The organism is Burkholderia sp. 9120 (assembly GCF_000745015.1).
Classification (GTDB): domain Bacteria; phylum Pseudomonadota; class Gammaproteobacteria; order Burkholderiales; family Burkholderiaceae; genus Paraburkholderia.
In genome coordinates this window covers 5779671-5797951 of record NZ_JQNA01000002.1, presented here as the reverse complement: position 1 = coordinate 5797951, position 18281 = coordinate 5779671, and the positions used below count along the sequence as shown (strand labels likewise).

The following is an 18281-nucleotide window of genomic DNA, read 5'->3' as shown; positions in this document are numbered from 1 at the left end:
CGCAGTAACGACTGCGTAAGGCGCAATGGAAGGGTTCGCGCCTGAGGGTGGATGATCGCAGGCACGAGCGCTTGAGACGTCGCTCCATCATACGCGAGACCCGGCCGTCTGGTTCACCTGGTTCATGACGCACAGAGGAATACGCCACGCGGGCGTGAAGCCCGCGTGATGTTCTGAAACATAGTCGGCGGTGCGGCCACTACCGCATCAAGCTGCCTTGCGACGAAGCGCGGCTTCTTCGAGTTCGCGCACGAGCGGCAGTACTTTCTGCCCAAAGTACTCGACCTCCTCGATGAAATGCAGGAACCCAGCCAATATGAGGTCAACCCCCGCCGCTTTCAGTTCGATAATGCGCTCTGCAATCTGACGCGGTGTGCCGATCAGATTGGTGCGAAAGCCGTCGTTGTACTGCACCAGGTCCTCAAAGGTCGACTTCGCCCAGTTTCCTTCGCCTTCAGGAGATGCACTGCCTGCCTGTCTGGCCGCGTCGCCGAAAGCGTGAACGGCTTCCACGTGCGCGTGGGCGATGATGTCGTCAAGCACAGCGCGCGCTTCTTCCTCGGTATCGCGTGCAATCACGAACGCGTTCACACCAATGCGCACCTTGTGGTCGTTCTTCGCCGCCTTCGTCTGTATGTCGTCGATCTGCAGCTTGAGATTCTCAGGCGTATTGCCGTTCGTGAAGTACCAGTCGGAGACGCTCGCCGCGTTATCGCGGGCTGCGCGCGAACTGCCGCCCTGGAAGATCTCCGGATACGGTTTTTGTACTGGCTTCGGACTCAATGTGTAGTTGTTGAAACGATAGAAGTCACCGCGGTAGGTGAAGTTATCCTGCGTCCAGATACCTTTGAGCGCCTCGATGAATTCGCGTGAGCGACGATAGCGCTCGTCATGTTCCAGCCACGGTTCGCCGATCGCAGTGAATTCGCCTTTGAACCAACCGCTGACCACGTTGATGCCGATACGCCCGTTGGAAATATGATCGATCGTGGCGATCTGCTTCGCGACCACTGCGGGACTCCACGGACCCGGCAGGATCGCGGCGAGTACTTTCAGTTTCGTCGTTGCATGCAGCAAGGCCTGGCTAAACGACACGGATTCGTGCTGGTTGTCGGCGCCGTAGCCCGCTGTAAAACGAATCTGACTCAGCGCGTAGTCGAAGCCGGCGCGCTCGGCGGTTTGCGCGAGCTTCTGGTTGTACTCAACACTCCAGTCGGTGCGCTGTTCGATCGTGCTGACCACCAGACCACCGCTGACGTTCGGCACCCAGTACGCAAATTTCAACTCTTCCTGACGCTCGCTCATGTCGACTCCCTGTTCGTTCGCAAACCGGAGCAGACTCCGGCGGATCATCGCCAAGGTTGGCGACGCACAGGTCGAATCTATGGCAGGGATGCGCCCTGGATCAATCAATTAAATCTGCTATCGACCGATGAAAAACGCGTGATTCTCATGCTCGAAAGTACGAGGTCGATGTCGTAGCGGCGGTTCGCGCGGGACAACGTTGGTTTGCATCATGCATTGCGCAGTCTGCGTATATGGAAAACGCAAATCGATCTATTGGTGGGCGTGATTGTTGGTCAGTTCATCTGCGATGGCCGCTTGATCGCTTCATCGCGCGCTTCGCTCTCGTGCATTCGAAGATGCCTTAGCGCGTGCGCGAGACCGTCGTGGGACAACTGCACTGCAGCGGCCTCAGCCGAAAAAGTGGCGGGCGCAACGACACGCTCGAACATTTGCGTTTCGTACGCCGACACGGCCGCTTTCCAATCGACACCGTCGCTTAGAGCGCGGGCGAGCTGGGCCGCATCCAGCATCGCGGCGTTCACGCCTTCGCCGCCAAAGGGCGACATCACATGTGCTGCGTCGCCGATCAGCGTCAGACCGCACCGATTCGTCCAGCGGTGTCCAACCGGCAATGCGTAAATCGGCCGCGCTGCGAAGTGGCCGTTGCTCGCATGAATCAACGCGAGAATTTCGTCGGCGAATCCGTCGAACTGGTTGAGCAGGTCGTGTCGTATTGCTGTGGGCGATGAGAAGTCGAATGTATCGGCCGCCCACTCCTGCCGGACGCGAAAGATCGCATAGACACGAATGTGCGCGTTGCCGTTGCGCTGCGCGATCAGCGCACGGGCATCGCCGAGTGCCTCCATCTTGCCGCGGCCTACCAGCTTCGCGACATCGGGATGACTGGCGTCGACATCGTCGATACCGAATTCGATGAACATCAATCCGCTGTACTGCGGCATGTAGTGAGACAGCAGTGGCCTCACGCGCGACCACGTGCCGTCCGCACCCACGACCAGATCGGCGCAAACCTCGTGACCATCGGAAAAGCTTAACTGCCACGCGCCTTCGTCGGGTTGGCGCAGCTCGCGCAACTCGCTATTCCAACGCACGCAGCCGGGCGGCACCGAATCGAGCAAGATACGACGCAGTTCGCTGCGATCGACTTCGGGACGATTGCCGCTCGTCGTATCGGCGCTTTCAAACAGCAGCTCGCCCGTTTTGTCGAATAGGCGCGACCCTTGATCGTCGTACCGCGCGATCCGCTGAAACTCCGCGTCGAGTCCGGCGCGCTGCAGTGCCAGTTGGCCGGACTCGTCGTGCAGATCGAGCGTTCCGCCTTGAGGGCGAACATCCGGGCCGGCCTCACGCTCGAACACGGTCGACGCAATGCCCTGGCAATGCAGAATGCGCGCTAACGTCAAGCCGCCGGGGCCACCGCCGACAATCGCGATACGAGGGAATGCATTCATGAACCGGCTCCGGATATATAATAGCTGCCTATGTAGTTTAAGCATAGGCAGCTATGTTTCGTCAAGAGGAATGCGATGCCGGTCAGAAAACAGCTTTCCAATCCCATGCCGCTGATCGGTTTGATCAACCGCGGCTTCACGCGCATCTTCGACGCGCAGTTGCGCCAGCTCGGTTTCGCCGTTGGACAGATTCCCGTGCTGAATGCGTTGAAAGGGGGCAAGGCGTTGCCTCAGTCTGAACTGGCAAGGCTCGCGAGAGTGGAGCAGCCCACCATGGCCCAGTTGCTGAGCCGTATGGAGCGCGACGAGATCGTCGATCGGGTTCCCGATCCTGCGGACAAACGTAGCCGGTTGATTTCACTAACGGCCGATGCGGAAAAACGCTTGTCGAAAGCGCGGGCGATTCTGTTTGCGGGAAGTGAAGACGCGTTGTCGGGACTCAGTGATGACGAAGTCACGCAACTGGTTGAACTGCTGGAGAGGGTGAACGCGAATATTGAACGAATGAGCGAGCAGGCGGGAGACGCCTGACTCGCTCTATCGATGCGCCGCCGCGGTGAGCGGCGGCGCGTCCGAGGTCTTCAATGACTGTCGACCTGGTTGTCGGTCAGCTTATTGACCGGTGTATCCGACCGGAACAGTCGAATTGGCCTTGGCGACCGTTGCGTTGCTCGACACGATGTACTGCGGCACTTCGGTGAGCGTCAGCGTGACCTGGCCGTTGGTGTAGGGCAGCGTGGTCATGTTGCCGTAGCCGTCGATGTCCGTCACATTGCCCGACGTGCCGGCGTTGTCCACCGTCAGCTTGTAGCTGGTCGAGTAGCTCTGGCTATATACGCCGGCGCTCGTCGGCCATTGTGCATTGCTGTGCGCCCATGCCGCGGTCACGACCTTGCCGTTGCCGAGTTGCTGGAACGAGTACGCATACGTGCCTTGCGGCGTGCCGTTCACACGACCCAGCGTATTCGTACCGTCGAGCGCGCGCGTCATCGTCGCGAACACCATGGCTTCCGGCTTCGGCGACAGGTTCGTCGCACCGAATGCGCCTTGTGCGTCGTTCAGGTCGAAGAACGTACCGTAACCGACTTCACCCGGATAGTCCGGACCGTAGAACAGCGTCGTCAGTTGCGCGCCGCCGCCCAGCACGATGATGTGTGCCCGCACGCCCACTGCTGCTTGCGCAAACAACTGGTTCTGCGACGGGACAGTAGGACCGTAGTTAAGGCCCGGATCGTAGCTCACGCCGGCTTCGGTGAAGAAGAGCTTCATATTCGGCTTGCCCGCCTGCATCACTGCGCGCAGTTGCGTCATCTGATTGTCGAGCGCGTTGGCCTGATTCGCCGTGCTCGGGTCCGAATCCTGCAACTCAGGCGGATGCGCCGGATAGGTGCCCGCGTTCCAGTAGCCATGCGTGGCAACCGCGTCGATGTAATTCCACAGACCCAGTGCGCCGTACTTCTGCAGATAGCCGGTGGTACACGTGTCGCAGTTCGACGCGAACGGGTTCGCGGTGCCCATCACGACAGCGTTCGGATCGGTCGAGTGAATGCCTTGATACGCTGCTTTGTACATGGCGACGAAATTCGCGTCGCTATCGGCCCAGCCGAGGCTCGGTTCCCACGTCACCTGATAGTAGTTGCTCTGCTGGTTCGGATAGTTCGCGGCGCGGATCTGGCTCGTGTCGGTGCCGACCTTGGCCATGAAGCCCTGGAACTCGGTCATGTTCGACGGCGCGTAGTAGCTGTCGTTGAACTGGCCGGTCTTCGAATCCCATGCCGGGATGCCGTCGAGACGCACGATACGCATCTGATCCGGATTGGCCTTGTAGAACGGATCGAGGTCGCTCACGCTCGGCGTGTACGTATTCGGACCGTTGGGTTCCATGGCCGATTGCTCGCGATCGTCGATCGTCCACGTAATGCCCAGATCGTGCAATGCCGCGATGTTGCCGTTGAAACCCTGCATGCCGAAGCGATGCTGGTCCTGATGAGCGTAGCTAACCGTGCCCAGTGCCGAGTTCAGGTTCGGCAACACGCCGAACGTTGCGATGCCCGTGGGACGCGTACCGCTGCTCGGCAACGTGCCGCCGTTCGAGCGCAGCGTCGCGGTGAGCGCGCCGTAGCCTGACCACGTCGAGGTACACGGAATCGTGCTGGTCTGCACGCCGGATTTAACCGCGAAGCTGCCTTGCGATTTGATCGCGCCGTTCGAGTCCGCGACGGACCAGACGACCGTGTCCGCGCTCGGGACGTTCGTCGTGATCGCGAGCTTGAATGCTGCGTTGTTCTGGAAAATGCGCATGCCGTCGGTGGTCGGCGTGTCGGCGCTGATCACGCCGTTGGCGGTGCCGCCTGCCGCTTGCGTCGGCGTGCTGCACGAAAGCGTGGAGCTGCCCGGTGCCGGCGACGGAGTGGGCGTCGGTGTCGGCGTTGGGGTAGGCGTCGGAGCCGGGGCCGGAGCGGGCGCGGGGGCTGGAGCCGGTGCGGGCGCTGGAGTCGGCGTCGGCGTCGGAGCTGGCGTGGGAGTCGGTGTGGGCGTGGGAGCCGGAGCCGGGGTAGGTGCCGGCGTTGGTGTCGGCGTCGGCGTAGCGGCGACTGCCTTCACCCAGCACGACTTGCCGTAACCATAGGCGGGATCTGTCTGCGAAACCGCGCCGACATAGCAGCCGACGCCATTACTAAAGGTCTTCGGCGCCGTCAGCATGACCGACGGCGAATTAGGCGGTACCGCGCCGAACACCACAGAGCCTGTGCCGAGGAACGAGCAGTTGCCGTTCTCTTGTCCGCACAGCTTGTACTGCTGGCCCGACACAGTGATAGTGCCGCTTTGAGCGGCCTGCGCGCTTTCCGCGCCAAACGATGCCAACACCGTTGCCGAGGCAACGCCTAGAAGTTTCCAATATCTCATCATTGTCCGTGTATCGCTAAAAGCAGGTTTTCCCCGAGGAATCAGCAAGATCGATCAAAGTCGTCCGCGTTGGCGTTATGACTACAGAGAGAGGTCAACCAGAGAACGCGCCGAAACCGCGTTCATTGCTGATGAAGCCAGCGCTCGAGCGCGCCGTTGTTATGAGAACGAGAGCCCTTAGACAGCCGTTCGTGCGACGACCTGTCAGGCGATTGAATGCTGAACAATCAATCAAATGTCGGCCGGCGTTTATATTACGGAATACTTACTATTGACTACGAAAGACTCACTTGATAGAGCGCTCTCGCTGGTCACACTTTTGAATAGGCAACGCCACGCATCGAGCGCGGCATGTAGCAGCGCTTCAGCGTACCCATTCGTTGCGTGAAAGCTCAGTCGACTTCCCAGCCGGCGTCCTCCGACTCGCGAACGCGCGACCGGATAAACGACACAATCACTGATGACATGCCGATGACGTGACTCGTAAAACTTTGGCAAGGCTCGCGTTGATACAGCAGCGCGCCGTGAATGTGAAAACAAATTTCTGGTAGGCACGCGCAACGAAGGAAATCAGGAGAGCTGATGTTCCAGCTAAGTCCCATTCCTTCGCAACTGACGGCCTGGCGCCGATACGAACGCAGCGGTGCGACGGTAATTGAGGCGCGCCCAAAGATCAGACGTGACGCTCAACCTCGCGCAACCTGCACCAATGCAATTATTGCCGACACTGGTGTGCTTTCTCGTGCATCTGGTATTACTTACAGATGCTTTCGGCAGAGGAATTATAAACGTTTCACCAGTGCAACGTGGCGGGAATTCGAGACGATAAGTGATAATGCCGAGAATCCGCCGTATGGGGCGGCTTATGACTAACCAAATGCGCCGCAGAGGAAAATCTCTTCCTCACGATCGACGGGAAAACGTAAATCTTTGATTTGTCAGCAGATTGGTGGTGTTTGACATTCCGTCGAGAAGTACGCTATTTAATATTATTAATATAAATAGGAGCGTGCTATTTGAATTTCTAAAAATAGAATGGGGTGCGAACAGATAATTCGCGTTGCGGTACTTTTTTATTCGATATTTTATTGAATTCGCACCCTAATTTAATTCGAAATTCAGGGTGCGACGGCGTTCAAGTGTAGTCGAGCGGGCGCGTTCGCAATGGCCAGCGCGCCCGCCAATTTACTTCACGGCTCCGAGCGCCAAACCCTTCACCAGGAATCGCTGCAACCACGCAAACACGATCGAAACCGGCAGCGTCGCGCATAAGGTCGCGGCCATCACGAGATGCCATTCGACGACGTACTTGCCCGCCACCATATCGGTCACCTGCACGGTGAGCGTCTTGTTCTCCGGCGAGCGGATCAGCGTATACACCACGGCAAACTCATTCCACGCGTTTATGAACGTGAAGATGGCGGTTACGACGATCGCGGGCACGGCGAGCGGCAGGAAGACCTTGAAGACGGCCTTGGTGCGTCCGCATCCTTCGAGCCACGCCGACTCTTCCAGGTCTCGCGGCACCGTCTGAAAGTACGAGGACAACATCCACACGGCGAAAGCAATATTGAACGCCGCATAAGAGACGATCACGCCGATCTTCGAGTCGACCAGATTGCCATCGCCATAAGGGATCATCGCGGCGAGGCGGAACAAACCCACTACGAGCAGGATGGGCGACAACATCTGCGTGACGAGCAGGAACTGTCGATACAAACCGCGTCCGCGAAACGGAAATCTGGCTAGCGCATACGCGGCGGGCAAGCTCACGGCCAAAGCGAGCGCGGTCGAGAGCAAGCTGATCACCGTGCTATTGCGTAACGCCACGCCGAAATTCGCCGCTTGCCACATGTCGACGAAATTGCTCCATTGCCAATGAACGGGCAACCAGCGCGCCGGATAAACAAAAATCTCCGTGGCCGGTTTCAATGCCGTGAACAGCATCACGGCAAACGGAAACAACACCACCACAACCAGAGGCGACAGCGCGAGCCAGCACCACAGCGAGCGCTTCATCTTGATGCTGAGACTCATGACGGATCTCCTTCTTTCGCGGGCTGCAGGCGCAGATAGGCGATCGAGAAAACGAACAGCATGACGAGCATGATCAGCGACACCGCCGCGGCTTCACCGGGACGTCCCAACCGGAAGCCCAACTCATACAGATAAGTGACGAGAATATGCGTGCCGTTGTCGGGCCCGCCTTGCGTCATGACCCAGATGATCGGAAACGAGTTGAACACGTAGATCACATTCAGCAGGATCGTCATGTTGATGAAGGGTCGCAGCAACGGCATGGTCAGCTTGCGAAACTGCTGCCACGCGCTCGCTCCGTCCATGCGTGCCGCCTCGTAGATATCGCCAGGCACGGAGGACAACCCGCCCAGCAAAATCGTCACCGTAAAGGGTATCGACACCAGAATGCCGACGGCGATCTCCACCGGAAACGCGAGATCCGGCGTCGCGAGCCAATGGATCGGGCCGCTGATCAACCCCAGCCTTTGCAGTGTGACGTTGACCATGCCGTAATCGTCGTTGAAGGCCCAGCGCCAGACCACGGCGGTCATGGTCAGCGAGACGGACCACGGCAGCATCACGATGGTGCGCGCTATGCCGCGGCCGTAAAAATCCTGGTTCAGGATCAGCGCGACCGGCACTGAAATCAGTACGGTGCCACCCACCACGCACACGGTCCACACAACGGTTCGTCGCGCGGCCGCGAGAAACGCGGGGTCGTCGAAAATCGTATAAAAGTTCTGTAGGCCGGTGAAATCGCGAATCGCACCGAAACGCGAGACCTCGTGCAGCGATTGCCACACGATGTTGAAAATCGGATAGCTGATGATAAAGAGCGCGAGTACCAGACTCGGCGCAATCAGCAACCAGGGCGCCTGCAGGCGCGAAGAAGCGGAACGGCTCATGCGTGCTCGATCGTAAGACGCGCTTGCGCTCATTCGCGCGCGCGCCGGGATGGGCCGGATAGTGCATTACGACCGAAACGCGCACCGCCTTCACGATGGCGGCGCGCGTTCCGTGTTCAGCAAATCACCTCGAGATCACTCAGCGATCAAAACCGAGCGATCAGAACGAGCGATCAAAGCACGATCAATGACCGAGCGACTTGTTCGCCTGGGTGGCTGCCGCATTCAGCGCGTCAGCCGGTTTCGCCTTGCCGAGGTAGATCGACTGCATTGCATCGGTCACGGCTTTCGCGGTGTCTTCCCAGCCGGTCACGGTCGGTGCGAAGCGCGCCGTCGGCAGCAACGCGACGAACGCTTTCGTATCCGGATCGTTGAACGCCGGATCGGTCGCTTCAGCCTTGGTGGTCGGCAGGAAACCTTCGGTCGTCGAGAACTCGACGCGCGGTTCCTTCGTGAACAGATAGTCGAGGAACTTCCAGGCCGACTTCTTCACCTTCGAGTTCTTGAACATCACGATCGAATCGGTGACGGCGTACGTGGCGTGCGTCGTACCCATCGGAATCGGATCGATGCCGTACTTCAGGTTCGGCGCGTCTTTCTTGATCTGCTTCGACAGGAACGGCGCGGAGATCACCATCGCGACGCGGCCCTGTTTGAACAGGTTCTGCACATCTTCGCGGCTATAGCCGGTCACGCCGGGTTGCGTGAGACCCTGATCGATCATCGACTTGTACAGCGTGGCCGCCTTGATACCGGCCGGCGAATTGAACGCCGCCTTGCCGTCCTTGCCGACGACGTCGCCGCCATTGGTCCACAGCGCGTAGTAATAGTAGACGTCCGTTTCGATTTCCTTGCCTTGCAGGCCAAAGCCGGCAATGCCCTGCGCCTTCAGTTTCTTCGACGCGTCGATCACGTCGTTCCACGTTTTAGGACCGTCGGGATAGCCGACTTTCGCCAGCAGATCCTTGTTGTAGTACAAAGCGCGCGCGGAAGCCGCGATCGGCAGACCGTACACCTTGCCGTTGATTTCGCCCGGTGCGAGGAACGGACCGATGAAGCGGCTCTTGAAGCTCGCATCCATGTATCCGTCGAGCGGTTCGGCCACGTCGTCCTTCACGAAGTCGAGCAGCCAGCGCGTGCCGACAATCGCGAGGTCGGCATTGGCGCCGCCGGAAATGTCCGTCTGGAGTTTCTGTTGCAGCGTGTCCCAGTTCACGTCTTCGATCTTGATGGTGGTGCCGGGATTGGCCTTCTCGAAGTTGCGGGCCATTTTTTCGAAGTACGGCGCGGTCGCGTCGCTGTAGTGCGCGACCGTGACGCGGACCGTGTCGGCGTGAGCCGCGACGGCGATACCTGCAAACGCGAGCGCCACGGCAACTTTGCCTAGCGCGAGGGAAGCACGGGCATGCAACGACATTCTCTCTCTCCTGTTGTCGATCGGAATTGGCGCTTGAGCGCCGGCTCCGGTCCCATCCGATGATGGTGGGGTGGTCTGCTGCCATCGCCGGCCGCTTTGGGTTAAATTGTTTGAAAAAATCCTACATGACGCAAAATAGCTTGTCACGTAGGGTCTGCCATATTTTTTTGCAGCCGGTTTTGTGCATAAGATGCTGTAAAGCAGGGGTATTCTGCGTAACGCGAAGTCACGGATACCCAATCTTCGGGATGACTAGACAACTGGCCGACATCGAGTTTGTAGGAAATTTACATGCTAATCCGGTGCGAATGACCAGTTGATGAGCGAGGCGGACATGAATCGTGTGGTGTTGGTAACGGGCGCTTGCGGCGGTATCGGCAGCGTGTTGTGCAGGCGTTTCGTGGAGCAGGGCGATACCGTGCTGGCGCTCGACATCGACGCGGCCGCGCTTCAGGCATTGACCGCGCAACTCGGCGACGCGCACGTCACGCCGATCGCGGTCGACCTCGGCGATGCCGCCGCGGTGCAGCAAGCGGTGGCGGCCGCAGTCAAGGTGCGCGGTCCGGTGGATGTGCTGGTTGCGAACGCCGGCGCTGCGCAAGGCCTGACGCTTGCCAGCACCGACGCCGCGAGTTGGCAACGCGACATTCATCTGAATCTGAACGGCACGTATCACACGGTGGAAGCGGTGCGGGCGTCGATGATCGAACGCCGGTGCGGCGCGTTGGTGCTGATCGGTTCGGTGAACGGCATGGCCGCGCTCGGGCACCCCGCGTATAGCGCGGCAAAGGCCGGCTTGATCAGCTACACGAAAGCGCTGGCCATGGAACTCGGCCGCTATGGCATTCGCGCCAACATCGTGTGTCCGGGCACGGTGAAGACCCAGGCATGGCAGGCGCGCGTCGACAAGAACCCGCAAGTGTTCGAGGATCTGAAGAAGTGGTACCCGTTGCGCGACTTCGCGACGCCCGACGACATCGCCGACGCCGTGCAGTTTCTCGCGTCGCCGATGGCGCGCGTGATTACCGGCGTCGCGTTGCCGGTGGACGGCGGTCTGATGGCGGGCAATCGTTTGATGGCGGAAGAACTGACGCTAGAACAGATCTGAACACAGCGACACCCGAACAAAAACCCGCAACTCCCGGTCGAGTCAACGAAGCAAGACGATGAGGACAGCATGGCAGCAGTGCAACTAAGCGGCATCTTCAAACGCTATGGCGACACGCAAGTCGTGCACGGCATCGATCTCGACATCGACGACGGCGAGTTCGTCGTGCTGGTCGGTCCGTCGGGCTGCGGCAAGAGCACGTTGATGCGGATGGTGGCCGGCCTCGAAGAGATCAGCGGCGGCGATCTGATGATTGGCGGCACGCGGGCGAACACGCTCGCGCCGCAGCAGCGCAATATTTCGATGGTGTTCCAGAGCTACGCGCTCTATCCGCACTTGTCGGTCTACGAAAACATCGCCTTCGGACCGCGCATTCGCAAGGAATCGTCGGCGAGTTTCAAGCCGCGGATCGAAGCCGCCGCGAAGATGCTGAATCTCAGCGGTTATCTGGACCGTTTGCCGCGCGCGCTCTCGGGCGGTCAACGGCAACGCGTGGCGATGGGCCGCGCGGTGGTGCGCGAGCCGTCGCTGTTTCTGTTCGACGAGCCGCTGTCCAATCTCGACGCCAAGCTGCGCGTGCAGATGCGCACTGAAATCAAGGCGCTGCATCAGCGCCTGAAGAATACGGTGATCTACGTCACGCACGATCAGATCGAGGCGATGACCATGGCCGATCGCATCGTCGTGATGAACGCGGGGCGGATCGAGCAGATGGGTCGTCCGCTGGAGTTGTACGATCGTCCGGCGAATCTGTTCGTCGCGAGCTTCCTCGGCTCGCCGTCGATGAATTTTGCCGAAGGCGTGGTGGCGAGCGGCGCGCAAGGCCAGGGCCTCACGTTGAAGCTGACCGGCGGCGGCGAGATCGTGCTGGAAGGCGCGTCGGCTTCGGCGGCAGTCGGTGCGAAAGTCACGCTCGGCGTGCGCCCCGAACACATCGAGACCATGGCGCAGACGCCGGACGCCACGATGGAAGTCGAAGTGGTCGAGCCGACTGGCGCGGAGACCCACTTGTACGGGAAAATAGGCGGCAGCACGTGGTGCGTGACGACGCGCCAGCGCTCGAAAATCGAGCCTGGCCAACGTATCGCGCTGCGTTTGCCGGCGGAACATATTCATCTGTTCGATACGGAGAGTGGACGCAGGCTGGTCTGAGCCGCGTGTTGCCGTCCGGTTCCGATTCCGGTTCCGGCCGCAACGGCAACCGCGACGCGGATTCATTTAACCCGTAAGAAAACGCCGGGACGTCCCACGTTTTCCGCTCCGCAGGACGTCCACCGCCCCGAAGGAAGTCCCCTTCGGCGGCCGGCGCGAAGCGACAGGTCTGAGGGCGCTTTTAAGGAACACCGGGTGTCCGCACCGAACTTGATTCCCCACATTCGCAGCGCGTTGGCGAACTTGCGGCCTGCCGAGCGCAAGGTCGCCGATATGGTGCTGAGCGACGTCGACTTCGCCATGCGCGCGAGCATCACCGAACTCGCGCAGCGCGCCGACGTGTCCGAGCCCTCCGTCACGCGTTTTTGCCGCGCGATCGGGGCGCATGGTCTGCGCGACTTCAAGATGCAACTGGCGCAGAGCGTGGCGGGCGGCATGCCGTACGCGTCGACCGCGGTGGCGCGCGACGACGACGTGCAGACCTTGATGGACAAGGTGGGCGAAGCGGCCATCGACGGCATCACGCATGCCCGCGGCGCGCTGGACCCCGCGGTCGTGGAGAGCGCGATCGCGGCGCTGTCGAGCGCGGGGCGGGTGTTCTTCTTCGGCGTCGGCTCGGGGTCGGGCCTCGTGGCGCAAGACGCGGCGTTGCGCTTTCTGCGGCTCGACATTGCGTCGACTGCTTTTACGGACGGTCATTTGCAGCGTCTTTACGCGGGGCTGATGGAGCCGGGCGATGTGGCATTCGCCATTTCGCATTCGGGCCGCAGCGTCGAAGTGAACGAGAGCATACAGATCGCGAAGGAGCGCGGCGCGACCACCATTGCGCTGACCAACGTCGGTTCGCGGCTGGCGTGGCTAGTCGATATTCCGCTGCTGCTGCGCGTGCCGAGCCCGATCGATCCGAATACGCCGGGCGTGTCGCGGCTCGTGCATCTGTGCATCATGGACGCGCTCGCGATCGGCGTCGCGCTTAAAGCCGGTCCGAAGACGCTTGAGAAGATGCGCCACGCGAAGGCGCGGTTGGCGTCGCATGAACCGGAGGCGACCGGGGATTGATCGTCACGTAGCTGTATTGGAACCTGGCGACGGTCGCCCCGCTTGTTGCGTTCCGCATTAATCCCATTCTCCTGGCTATCGGCGATACCACGCTGAAACGCCCCTATTCACACTCCCGCCTCACCATCGTTTTACAACGGACAGCGCTCGCCCTAAAATCCGCGGCAATAGCTCGATTCGCGAGCGCGCGGCAGAACGTCCAATAAAGCAAACCGGGAGAACAATGAAAAAACTCATCGCCTTAGCCGTGCTGTGCCTGCCCATGTTCGCCCATGCCGACGCCGATACCGATGCCAAGGCGGCTTGCCAGGCCAATCTGAGCCAATGGATGAAAACGCTGCACCCCGGCCGCCAACTCGATAGCGAGCACGCGGCGTGCAAAGTCTGGCCGGCGGACCCGTCGCTGACTCTGGCCGTGCAGCCGATGCCCCAGGCCGGCGCCACCGACGATGAAGCCGTCTACGACGTCGAAGTGCTCGTTGCCGATAGCCAATCCGGTGCGATCGTCGCGCACTTCTATGAACCGTCGGCGATCACGTCGGACGCGGTTCGCTTCAGTTCGATCGATCTCGACACGGCGCGCTATCAGTTGACGCCGCAACTGCGCGCGTTCGGCGTGCGCGTGACGTACGAAGGTTCGTCGCGCGTCAATCCCTACGAAGCGCAGGCGCTGAGCCTGTATGTACAGGACGGCCACACGCTGCGCCGCGTGCTCGACGACATGCTCGTCGCGAACGACTCCGGCGAATGGGATGGCAATTGCGCGGGAACGTTTTCGTCGATCGCGCGTTCGCTCGCCGTCGGTCCGGCCAACGCGTCCGGCTATGCCACGTTGCGCGTCGGCGAAACCTCGAAAAAGCGCGTGAGCAAGCAGACGAGCAGCGATTGCGTGTCGAAGGATGGCGCGCCGAAACGCTCGACCACCACGCTGAACTACAACGGCGCCGCCTACAGCGTGCCGAAAGCCCTGCACTATGAGTGACAGCGGCACATTGCGACACAAGCGACGCACGTTCGCCGTTTTTGTCGTGTTGTCGCTAATCGTTCTGGTCGCTGCGTGTAGCCGTCCGGTCACGCCGTTACCGAACGACGCCTATGTCTGGCAGCGCAAATGGACGCCGTCGGTCAACGCGGCGATCCAGCAGAGCCGTGGCCTGGTGCAGTCGTGGCACGTGCTCGCCGCCGAGAAAGACAGCCGGAACGACTGGACCGCCGTGTCGCCGGACTGGGCGACGCTCGCGGCAACGGGTGTGCCGATCACGGCCGTGGTGCGAATCGACGGCCAACTCGACGATCTGGACAGCTTGCCGGTCGCACGCATTACTCAACTCGCCGACGACTGGAAACAGCACGGTGTGCCACTCGCGGCCATTGAAATCGACCATGACTGCGCGACCTCGAAACTCGCGGCCTACACGCGGTTTCTCGCCGCGCTGCGCGCGCAGCTCGATCCCGCCATCAAACTGACGATCACTGCGTTGCCCACCTGGCTCGACAGCCCCGCGCTCGACGCGCTGCTGAAGCAAGCCGACGCCGCCATCCTTCAGGTCCACGCGGTGATGAACCCGGCGCAGGGCCTGTTCGATCCAGCGCAAGCGCGCACGTGGCTGCATGCTTTCGCGCGACGCACGCAGCGGCCATGGCGCGTCGCGTTGCCCACTTACGGCTCGCGCGTGACCTGGGGTGCGGATGGCCGCGTGGCCGGCATTGAAAGCGAACGCCCGATGTTGCTCGCGAACGGTTTCGCGCAAGGCCTGTCGCATGAACTGGTCGCGCAGCCCGGGCAGATGGCGGTGTTCGTCGCGCAAATTCAACGCGACGAATTGCGCGGTCTGGCGGGCATCGTCTGGTTCCGCTTGCCCACCGACGCCGACGAGCGCGCGTGGAGTCTGACAACCTGGCGCGCTGTCTTGAGCCGCGCACCGCTGACTTCAGCGATGAGCGTCGACGTCCATCCGAACGCGCAGCAGCCGGGCTTGTTCGACGTGTCGCTAGTGAGCAGCGGCAACGCCGATTCGACGCTGCCGGCGGTCGTGCGCACCGACGCCGCTTGCCAGGCCGCGGACGGCATCAACGGTTATGCACTCGATTACGACGCGCGCGGCATGCTGCTGCGTCGCGTACAACCCGGCTTGTTGCGCGCGGGCATGCGCCGCGACATCGGCTGGCTTCGCTGCGGCGAAACCGATCACCACAAGGTCTCCGTTCATGTTGAACCGTAAATATGTCGCATTCGGCGGCGCGTTCGCGCTACTGGCCGGCGCTGTGATCGTCCACGCATGCGGACCGTTTTTTCCGCTGCAATTGCTCGACAATCGCGCGGGCACGTTGTCGGGCACGCCGAACAATTCGTTCGCTTATGAGGTGGCGCGGCTCGTGACGCCGAGCGATCATTTGCTGGCGCCCGAAGCCGTGCGGGTTGCGGCGGGCGCGCAAGCGGTGGATCCGGCGAAGGCGGTGTTGGCCGGTCTGACGTCCGCGCAGATCGCGACACTCGCGACAATGGCCAAAGCCGCCGACGGCGACGCGGCGTATGCGCTAGGAACGGGCGTGCCGGACGCGCAACGTCTCTATGCCGCGGCCGACGTGGACTATACGCACGCGCTGACGGGTTGCGCGAGTACGGCGGTTGCGTCGGCGGCGTCCGGCTCGTCCGCGCCAACGGCCGATGCGCCGGCATCCAGCGCGGCGGCTTCCGGTGCCGACCCTGCGAATCACGCCGCGCCCGACTCAGGCGGTGCGTCGTCGAGCGCCGCGACGACGTCATCCGCCTGCGCCAGCAAAGAATCCTTCCTGACCCGCGCCACGACCCGCCTCGAAGCGGTGCTTGCGCTACCTGGCTCATCCGGCGCGCCGCGCTCGGTCGCAGCGGCAACCGAACTCGCGGCGATAGCCCAGGCGCGAGCCGACAGCTGCACGGATGCCGCCACATGCAAGACCCTCACCGCCGCGTTGCCCGCGGCGTACGCCCGCCCGCGCGCACTCGCCGCGAACGGCGCGCCCGACCCGCAGGGCCTCGCGGTCGCCAGTTTCGGCGATGAAGCGCTGACCTATCTGCACAATCCGAAATCGGACATGCAGTGCGATTACCGCAGCTTCCTGAACGACACGCCCTGCGCGACGGCGATCGCGCCCGCGGACCTGAAGCGGGCCATCGGCCTCTATGCGCAACAGGCGGTGCGCGGTGGCGTGAGCGGCGTGGAGTCGCTGCAATTCATCGCGGCATGGGCGCTGGCCGGCAAGGCAGGCAAGGCGCGGGTCGCGTCGCTGATCGACGATCCGGTCGCGCAACGTCTGCTGGTGGCGTATGCGCTCGCGCGGGAAGGCGATATCGTCAACGACCAGCCGGCGAGCGCGTCCGAATACTACGGCGGCTACGACAACAGTTTCGGGCCGACCGGCTATGCCGATGCCGCGCGCGGCGACCACGGCATCAAACCGAATCCGGCGTTGACCTCGTTGGTGGAGGCGATCCGGCAACGCGGCATCGATCATGTAGCGGGCGCTGATCGTCTCGCCGCGCTGGCTTATCGAGTCGGCCGTTACGATTTCGCCGGCATGCTGGCGGCGCGTGAACACAGCGCGCTGGCTAGCTGGGTGAACGCGAAACTCGCGCTGCGCCGGGGCGATACGGCCGCGGCCGTGCAGGCGTACGCGCAGGCTTCGAAGGGTTTTCCGGCCGCCGATTCGAGCGTGGAGCCGGCGGGCGTACGACTGATCAAAGGCGAGCAGGCGGTGTTGACCTTGTCGCGCGGACAGTATGTCGAGGCACTCGGTTATCTGTTCGACGCCGCGTCGCGAAGCGACGATGCGAGTGTGAACGACGGCTCGGTGACCGATATCGCGTACGGCAGCGATATGGCGTACATCGCGGAGCGCGTGCTCACCACGGACGAGTTGAAGCACTTTGTCGATACGCGCGTGCCGACATGGTCCGCCGCGCCGCCGCTGCCGACCGATCCGAACGCGTATTACGCAGCGCGGCCGTCTGCCGGCGACTCGTTGCGTTATCTGCTGGCACGCCGTCTCGTGAGAGATGGCCGTATCGACGAAGCGCTGCCGTATTTTCCCGCCGACGACGACCCGCGTTACAGCGCCTACGACTGGAAAAACGGCCAGACGGCGCGCACGCAACTTCATCTGCGTGAGCTCGCGCACGACTATGGCGCCGCGCTCGACCAGGCGCAGCACGCGTGGACCCGCACGAATCGCGCGCGTGGCTGGTTCGCCGCGGCGACGCTCGCGAAACAGTTCGGCATGGAATTGATGGGCTACGAGCAGGGGCCGGATTATCACGACATCGACGGCGATTTCGAGGGTGGCTCGGGGCGCTCGGGTGTGATCGGCGCGCATGTGGCGCGGGGTTCGGATGCGAACGCGGCCAGCGACGCAGCCGCCGCGTCAGCGAAACAGCCGAACACGCCGGAAACGCCCGCGACGCGCGCGGAGGACGATCTGGCAGGACCGTTCGTCACCGCCGACGAAAAGCGCCGCTACGCGGCAAGCGAGAGCCAGCCGTTGATGCGCTTTCATTACCGCGAGATTGCTGCTGGGTACATCGCGAAAGCGGCCGACGCATTGCCGGCGCGCTCGCAGGCGTTTGCTGCCGTGTTGTGTCGCGGGACGGACTGGATGCACAACTACGATCCCGAGCGCGCGCAGGGTTTTTACAAGCGCTATGTGAAGGAGGGGGCGTACGTGGACTTCGGCGGGGCGTTTGGCTCGCTGTGCCCGGAGCCGGATTTCAAGGCGGCGGCGACCTTCACTTATACGCAGGCTTGGCGTGACGTGCGGCGTGACGCCGGGCGGCATAAGAAGCGCGTTGCGTTGATTGGGGTGCTGGTGCTTGCCGGTGTGATGGGGGCTGGCTGGTGGTGGTATCGGCGGCGGGCGACCGGCCGCAACCGGCCTACGTCTTAACGCATTGCCAAAAGACTGACCTGCAATGAGGCGTC

General features: G+C 61.9%; 13 protein-coding genes. 7 read left to right on the top strand and 6 right to left on the bottom strand.

The window, feature by feature from the left end; translation table 11 throughout:
• Positions 1-207: 207 nt before the first annotated feature.
• Both sfnG and FA94_RS33750 read right to left on the bottom strand, forming a co-directional pair.
• On the bottom strand, positions 208-1305 hold the full coding sequence (sfnG, locus tag FA94_RS33755; protein ID WP_035559983.1) for a dimethylsulfone monooxygenase SfnG: 1098 nt from the start codon (positions 1303-1305) through the stop codon (positions 208-210).
• Between the two features lie 275 nt (positions 1306-1580).
• A complete protein-coding gene (locus FA94_RS33750) occupies positions 1581-2804 on the bottom strand; it encodes an FAD-dependent oxidoreductase (protein WP_231585094.1) in 1224 nt (407 codons plus the stop codon).
• A 60-nt stretch (positions 2805-2864) separates the two neighbouring features.
• On the opposite strand from FA94_RS33750, the gene FA94_RS33745 reads away from it, so the two are divergent.
• Positions 2865-3290 (top strand): MarR family winged helix-turn-helix transcriptional regulator, encoded by a 426-nt coding sequence (locus FA94_RS33745; protein WP_231585093.1) that lies wholly within the window; start codon positions 2865-2867, stop codon positions 3288-3290.
• Positions 3291-3371: 81 nt separating this feature from the next.
• On the opposite strand, the gene FA94_RS33740 is transcribed toward FA94_RS33745, so the two are convergent.
• From FA94_RS33740 to FA94_RS33725, 4 genes are all read right to left on the bottom strand, one after another.
• Complete coding sequence (locus FA94_RS33740) at positions 3372-5669, bottom strand: hypothetical protein (RefSeq protein WP_035559974.1); 2298 nt, start codon at positions 5667-5669, stop codon at positions 3372-3374.
• 1182 nt (positions 5670-6851) lie between these two features.
• The gene (locus FA94_RS33735; protein WP_035559971.1) at positions 6852-7703 is read right to left on the bottom strand and encodes a carbohydrate ABC transporter permease; all 852 of its coding nucleotides are present in this window, start codon (positions 7701-7703) and stop codon (positions 6852-6854) included.
• Positions 7700-8590, bottom strand: a complete 891-nt coding sequence (locus FA94_RS33730; protein WP_035559968.1) for a carbohydrate ABC transporter permease — start codon at positions 8588-8590, stop codon at positions 7700-7702. Before FA94_RS33730 ends, FA94_RS33735 begins: the two co-directional genes overlap by 4 nt.
• A gap of 184 nt (positions 8591-8774) precedes the next feature.
• Positions 8775-10007, bottom strand: coding sequence for an ABC transporter substrate-binding protein (locus tag FA94_RS33725; RefSeq protein ID WP_035559964.1), 1233 nt, complete (start codon positions 10005-10007; stop codon positions 8775-8777).
• A gap of 334 nt (positions 10008-10341) precedes the next feature.
• Here FA94_RS33725 and FA94_RS33720 point away from each other — a divergent pair, with 334 nt between their 5' ends.
• The 6 genes from FA94_RS33720 to FA94_RS33695 all read left to right on the top strand — a co-directional run bounded on the left by FA94_RS33720 (position 10342) and on the right by FA94_RS33695 (position 18246).
• Positions 10342-11115, top strand: coding sequence for an SDR family oxidoreductase (locus FA94_RS33720; RefSeq protein WP_035563886.1), 774 nt, complete (start codon positions 10342-10344; stop codon positions 11113-11115).
• 69 nt (positions 11116-11184) lie between these two features.
• On the top strand, positions 11185-12267 hold the full coding sequence (locus tag FA94_RS33715; RefSeq protein WP_035559961.1) for an ABC transporter ATP-binding protein: 1083 nt from the start codon (positions 11185-11187) through the stop codon (positions 12265-12267).
• 195 nt (positions 12268-12462) lie between these two features.
• A complete protein-coding gene (locus FA94_RS33710; RefSeq protein WP_035559958.1) occupies positions 12463-13326 on the top strand; it encodes a MurR/RpiR family transcriptional regulator in 864 nt (287 codons plus the stop codon).
• A 223-nt stretch (positions 13327-13549) separates the two neighbouring features.
• Positions 13550-14308: a PA3715 family protein gene (locus FA94_RS33705; RefSeq protein WP_051981041.1), complete on the top strand. Its 759-nt coding sequence runs from the start codon at positions 13550-13552 to the stop codon at positions 14306-14308.
• The gene (locus FA94_RS33700) at positions 14301-15548 is read left to right on the top strand and encodes a DUF3142 domain-containing protein (RefSeq protein ID WP_051981039.1); all 1248 of its coding nucleotides are present in this window, start codon (positions 14301-14303) and stop codon (positions 15546-15548) included. Before FA94_RS33705 ends, FA94_RS33700 begins: the two co-directional genes overlap by 8 nt.
• Positions 15535-18246 carry a hypothetical protein gene (locus FA94_RS33695; RefSeq protein ID WP_035559957.1) on the top strand — a complete coding sequence of 904 codons (2712 nt, stop codon included), beginning with the start codon at positions 15535-15537 and terminating at the stop codon, positions 18244-18246. Before FA94_RS33700 ends, FA94_RS33695 begins: the two co-directional genes overlap by 14 nt.
• Positions 18247-18281: the final 35 nt, after the last annotated feature.

Coding starts and splice junctions, on each gene's coding strand:
- FA94_RS33720 (WP_035563886.1), top strand. CDS start 10,342: ATGAATCGTGTGGTGTTGGTAACGGGCGCTTGCGGCGGTATCGGCAGC.
- FA94_RS33745 (WP_231585093.1), top strand. CDS start 2,865: ATGCCGCTGATCGGTTTGATCAACCGCGGCTTCACGCGCATCTTCGAC.
- FA94_RS33740 (WP_035559974.1), bottom strand. CDS start 5,669: ATGATGAGATATTGGAAACTTCTAGGCGTTGCCTCGGCAACGGTGTTG.
- sfnG (WP_035559983.1), bottom strand. CDS start 1,305: ATGAGCGAGCGTCAGGAAGAGTTGAAATTTGCGTACTGGGTGCCGAAC.
- FA94_RS33735 (WP_035559971.1), bottom strand. CDS start 7,703: ATGAGTCTCAGCATCAAGATGAAGCGCTCGCTGTGGTGCTGGCTCGCG.
- FA94_RS33700 (WP_051981039.1), top strand. CDS start 14,301: ATGAGTGACAGCGGCACATTGCGACACAAGCGACGCACGTTCGCCGTT.
- FA94_RS33715 (WP_035559961.1), top strand. CDS start 11,185: ATGGCAGCAGTGCAACTAAGCGGCATCTTCAAACGCTATGGCGACACG.
- FA94_RS33725 (WP_035559964.1), bottom strand. CDS start 10,007: ATGTCGTTGCATGCCCGTGCTTCCCTCGCGCTAGGCAAAGTTGCCGTG.
- FA94_RS33750 (WP_231585094.1), bottom strand. CDS start 2,804: ATGCTTAAACTACATAGGCAGCTATTATATATCCGGAGCCGGTTCATG.
- FA94_RS33705 (WP_051981041.1), top strand. CDS start 13,550: ATGAAAAAACTCATCGCCTTAGCCGTGCTGTGCCTGCCCATGTTCGCC.
- FA94_RS33730 (WP_035559968.1), bottom strand. CDS start 8,590: ATGAGCCGTTCCGCTTCTTCGCGCCTGCAGGCGCCCTGGTTGCTGATT.
- FA94_RS33695 (WP_035559957.1), top strand. CDS start 15,535: ATGTTGAACCGTAAATATGTCGCATTCGGCGGCGCGTTCGCGCTACTG.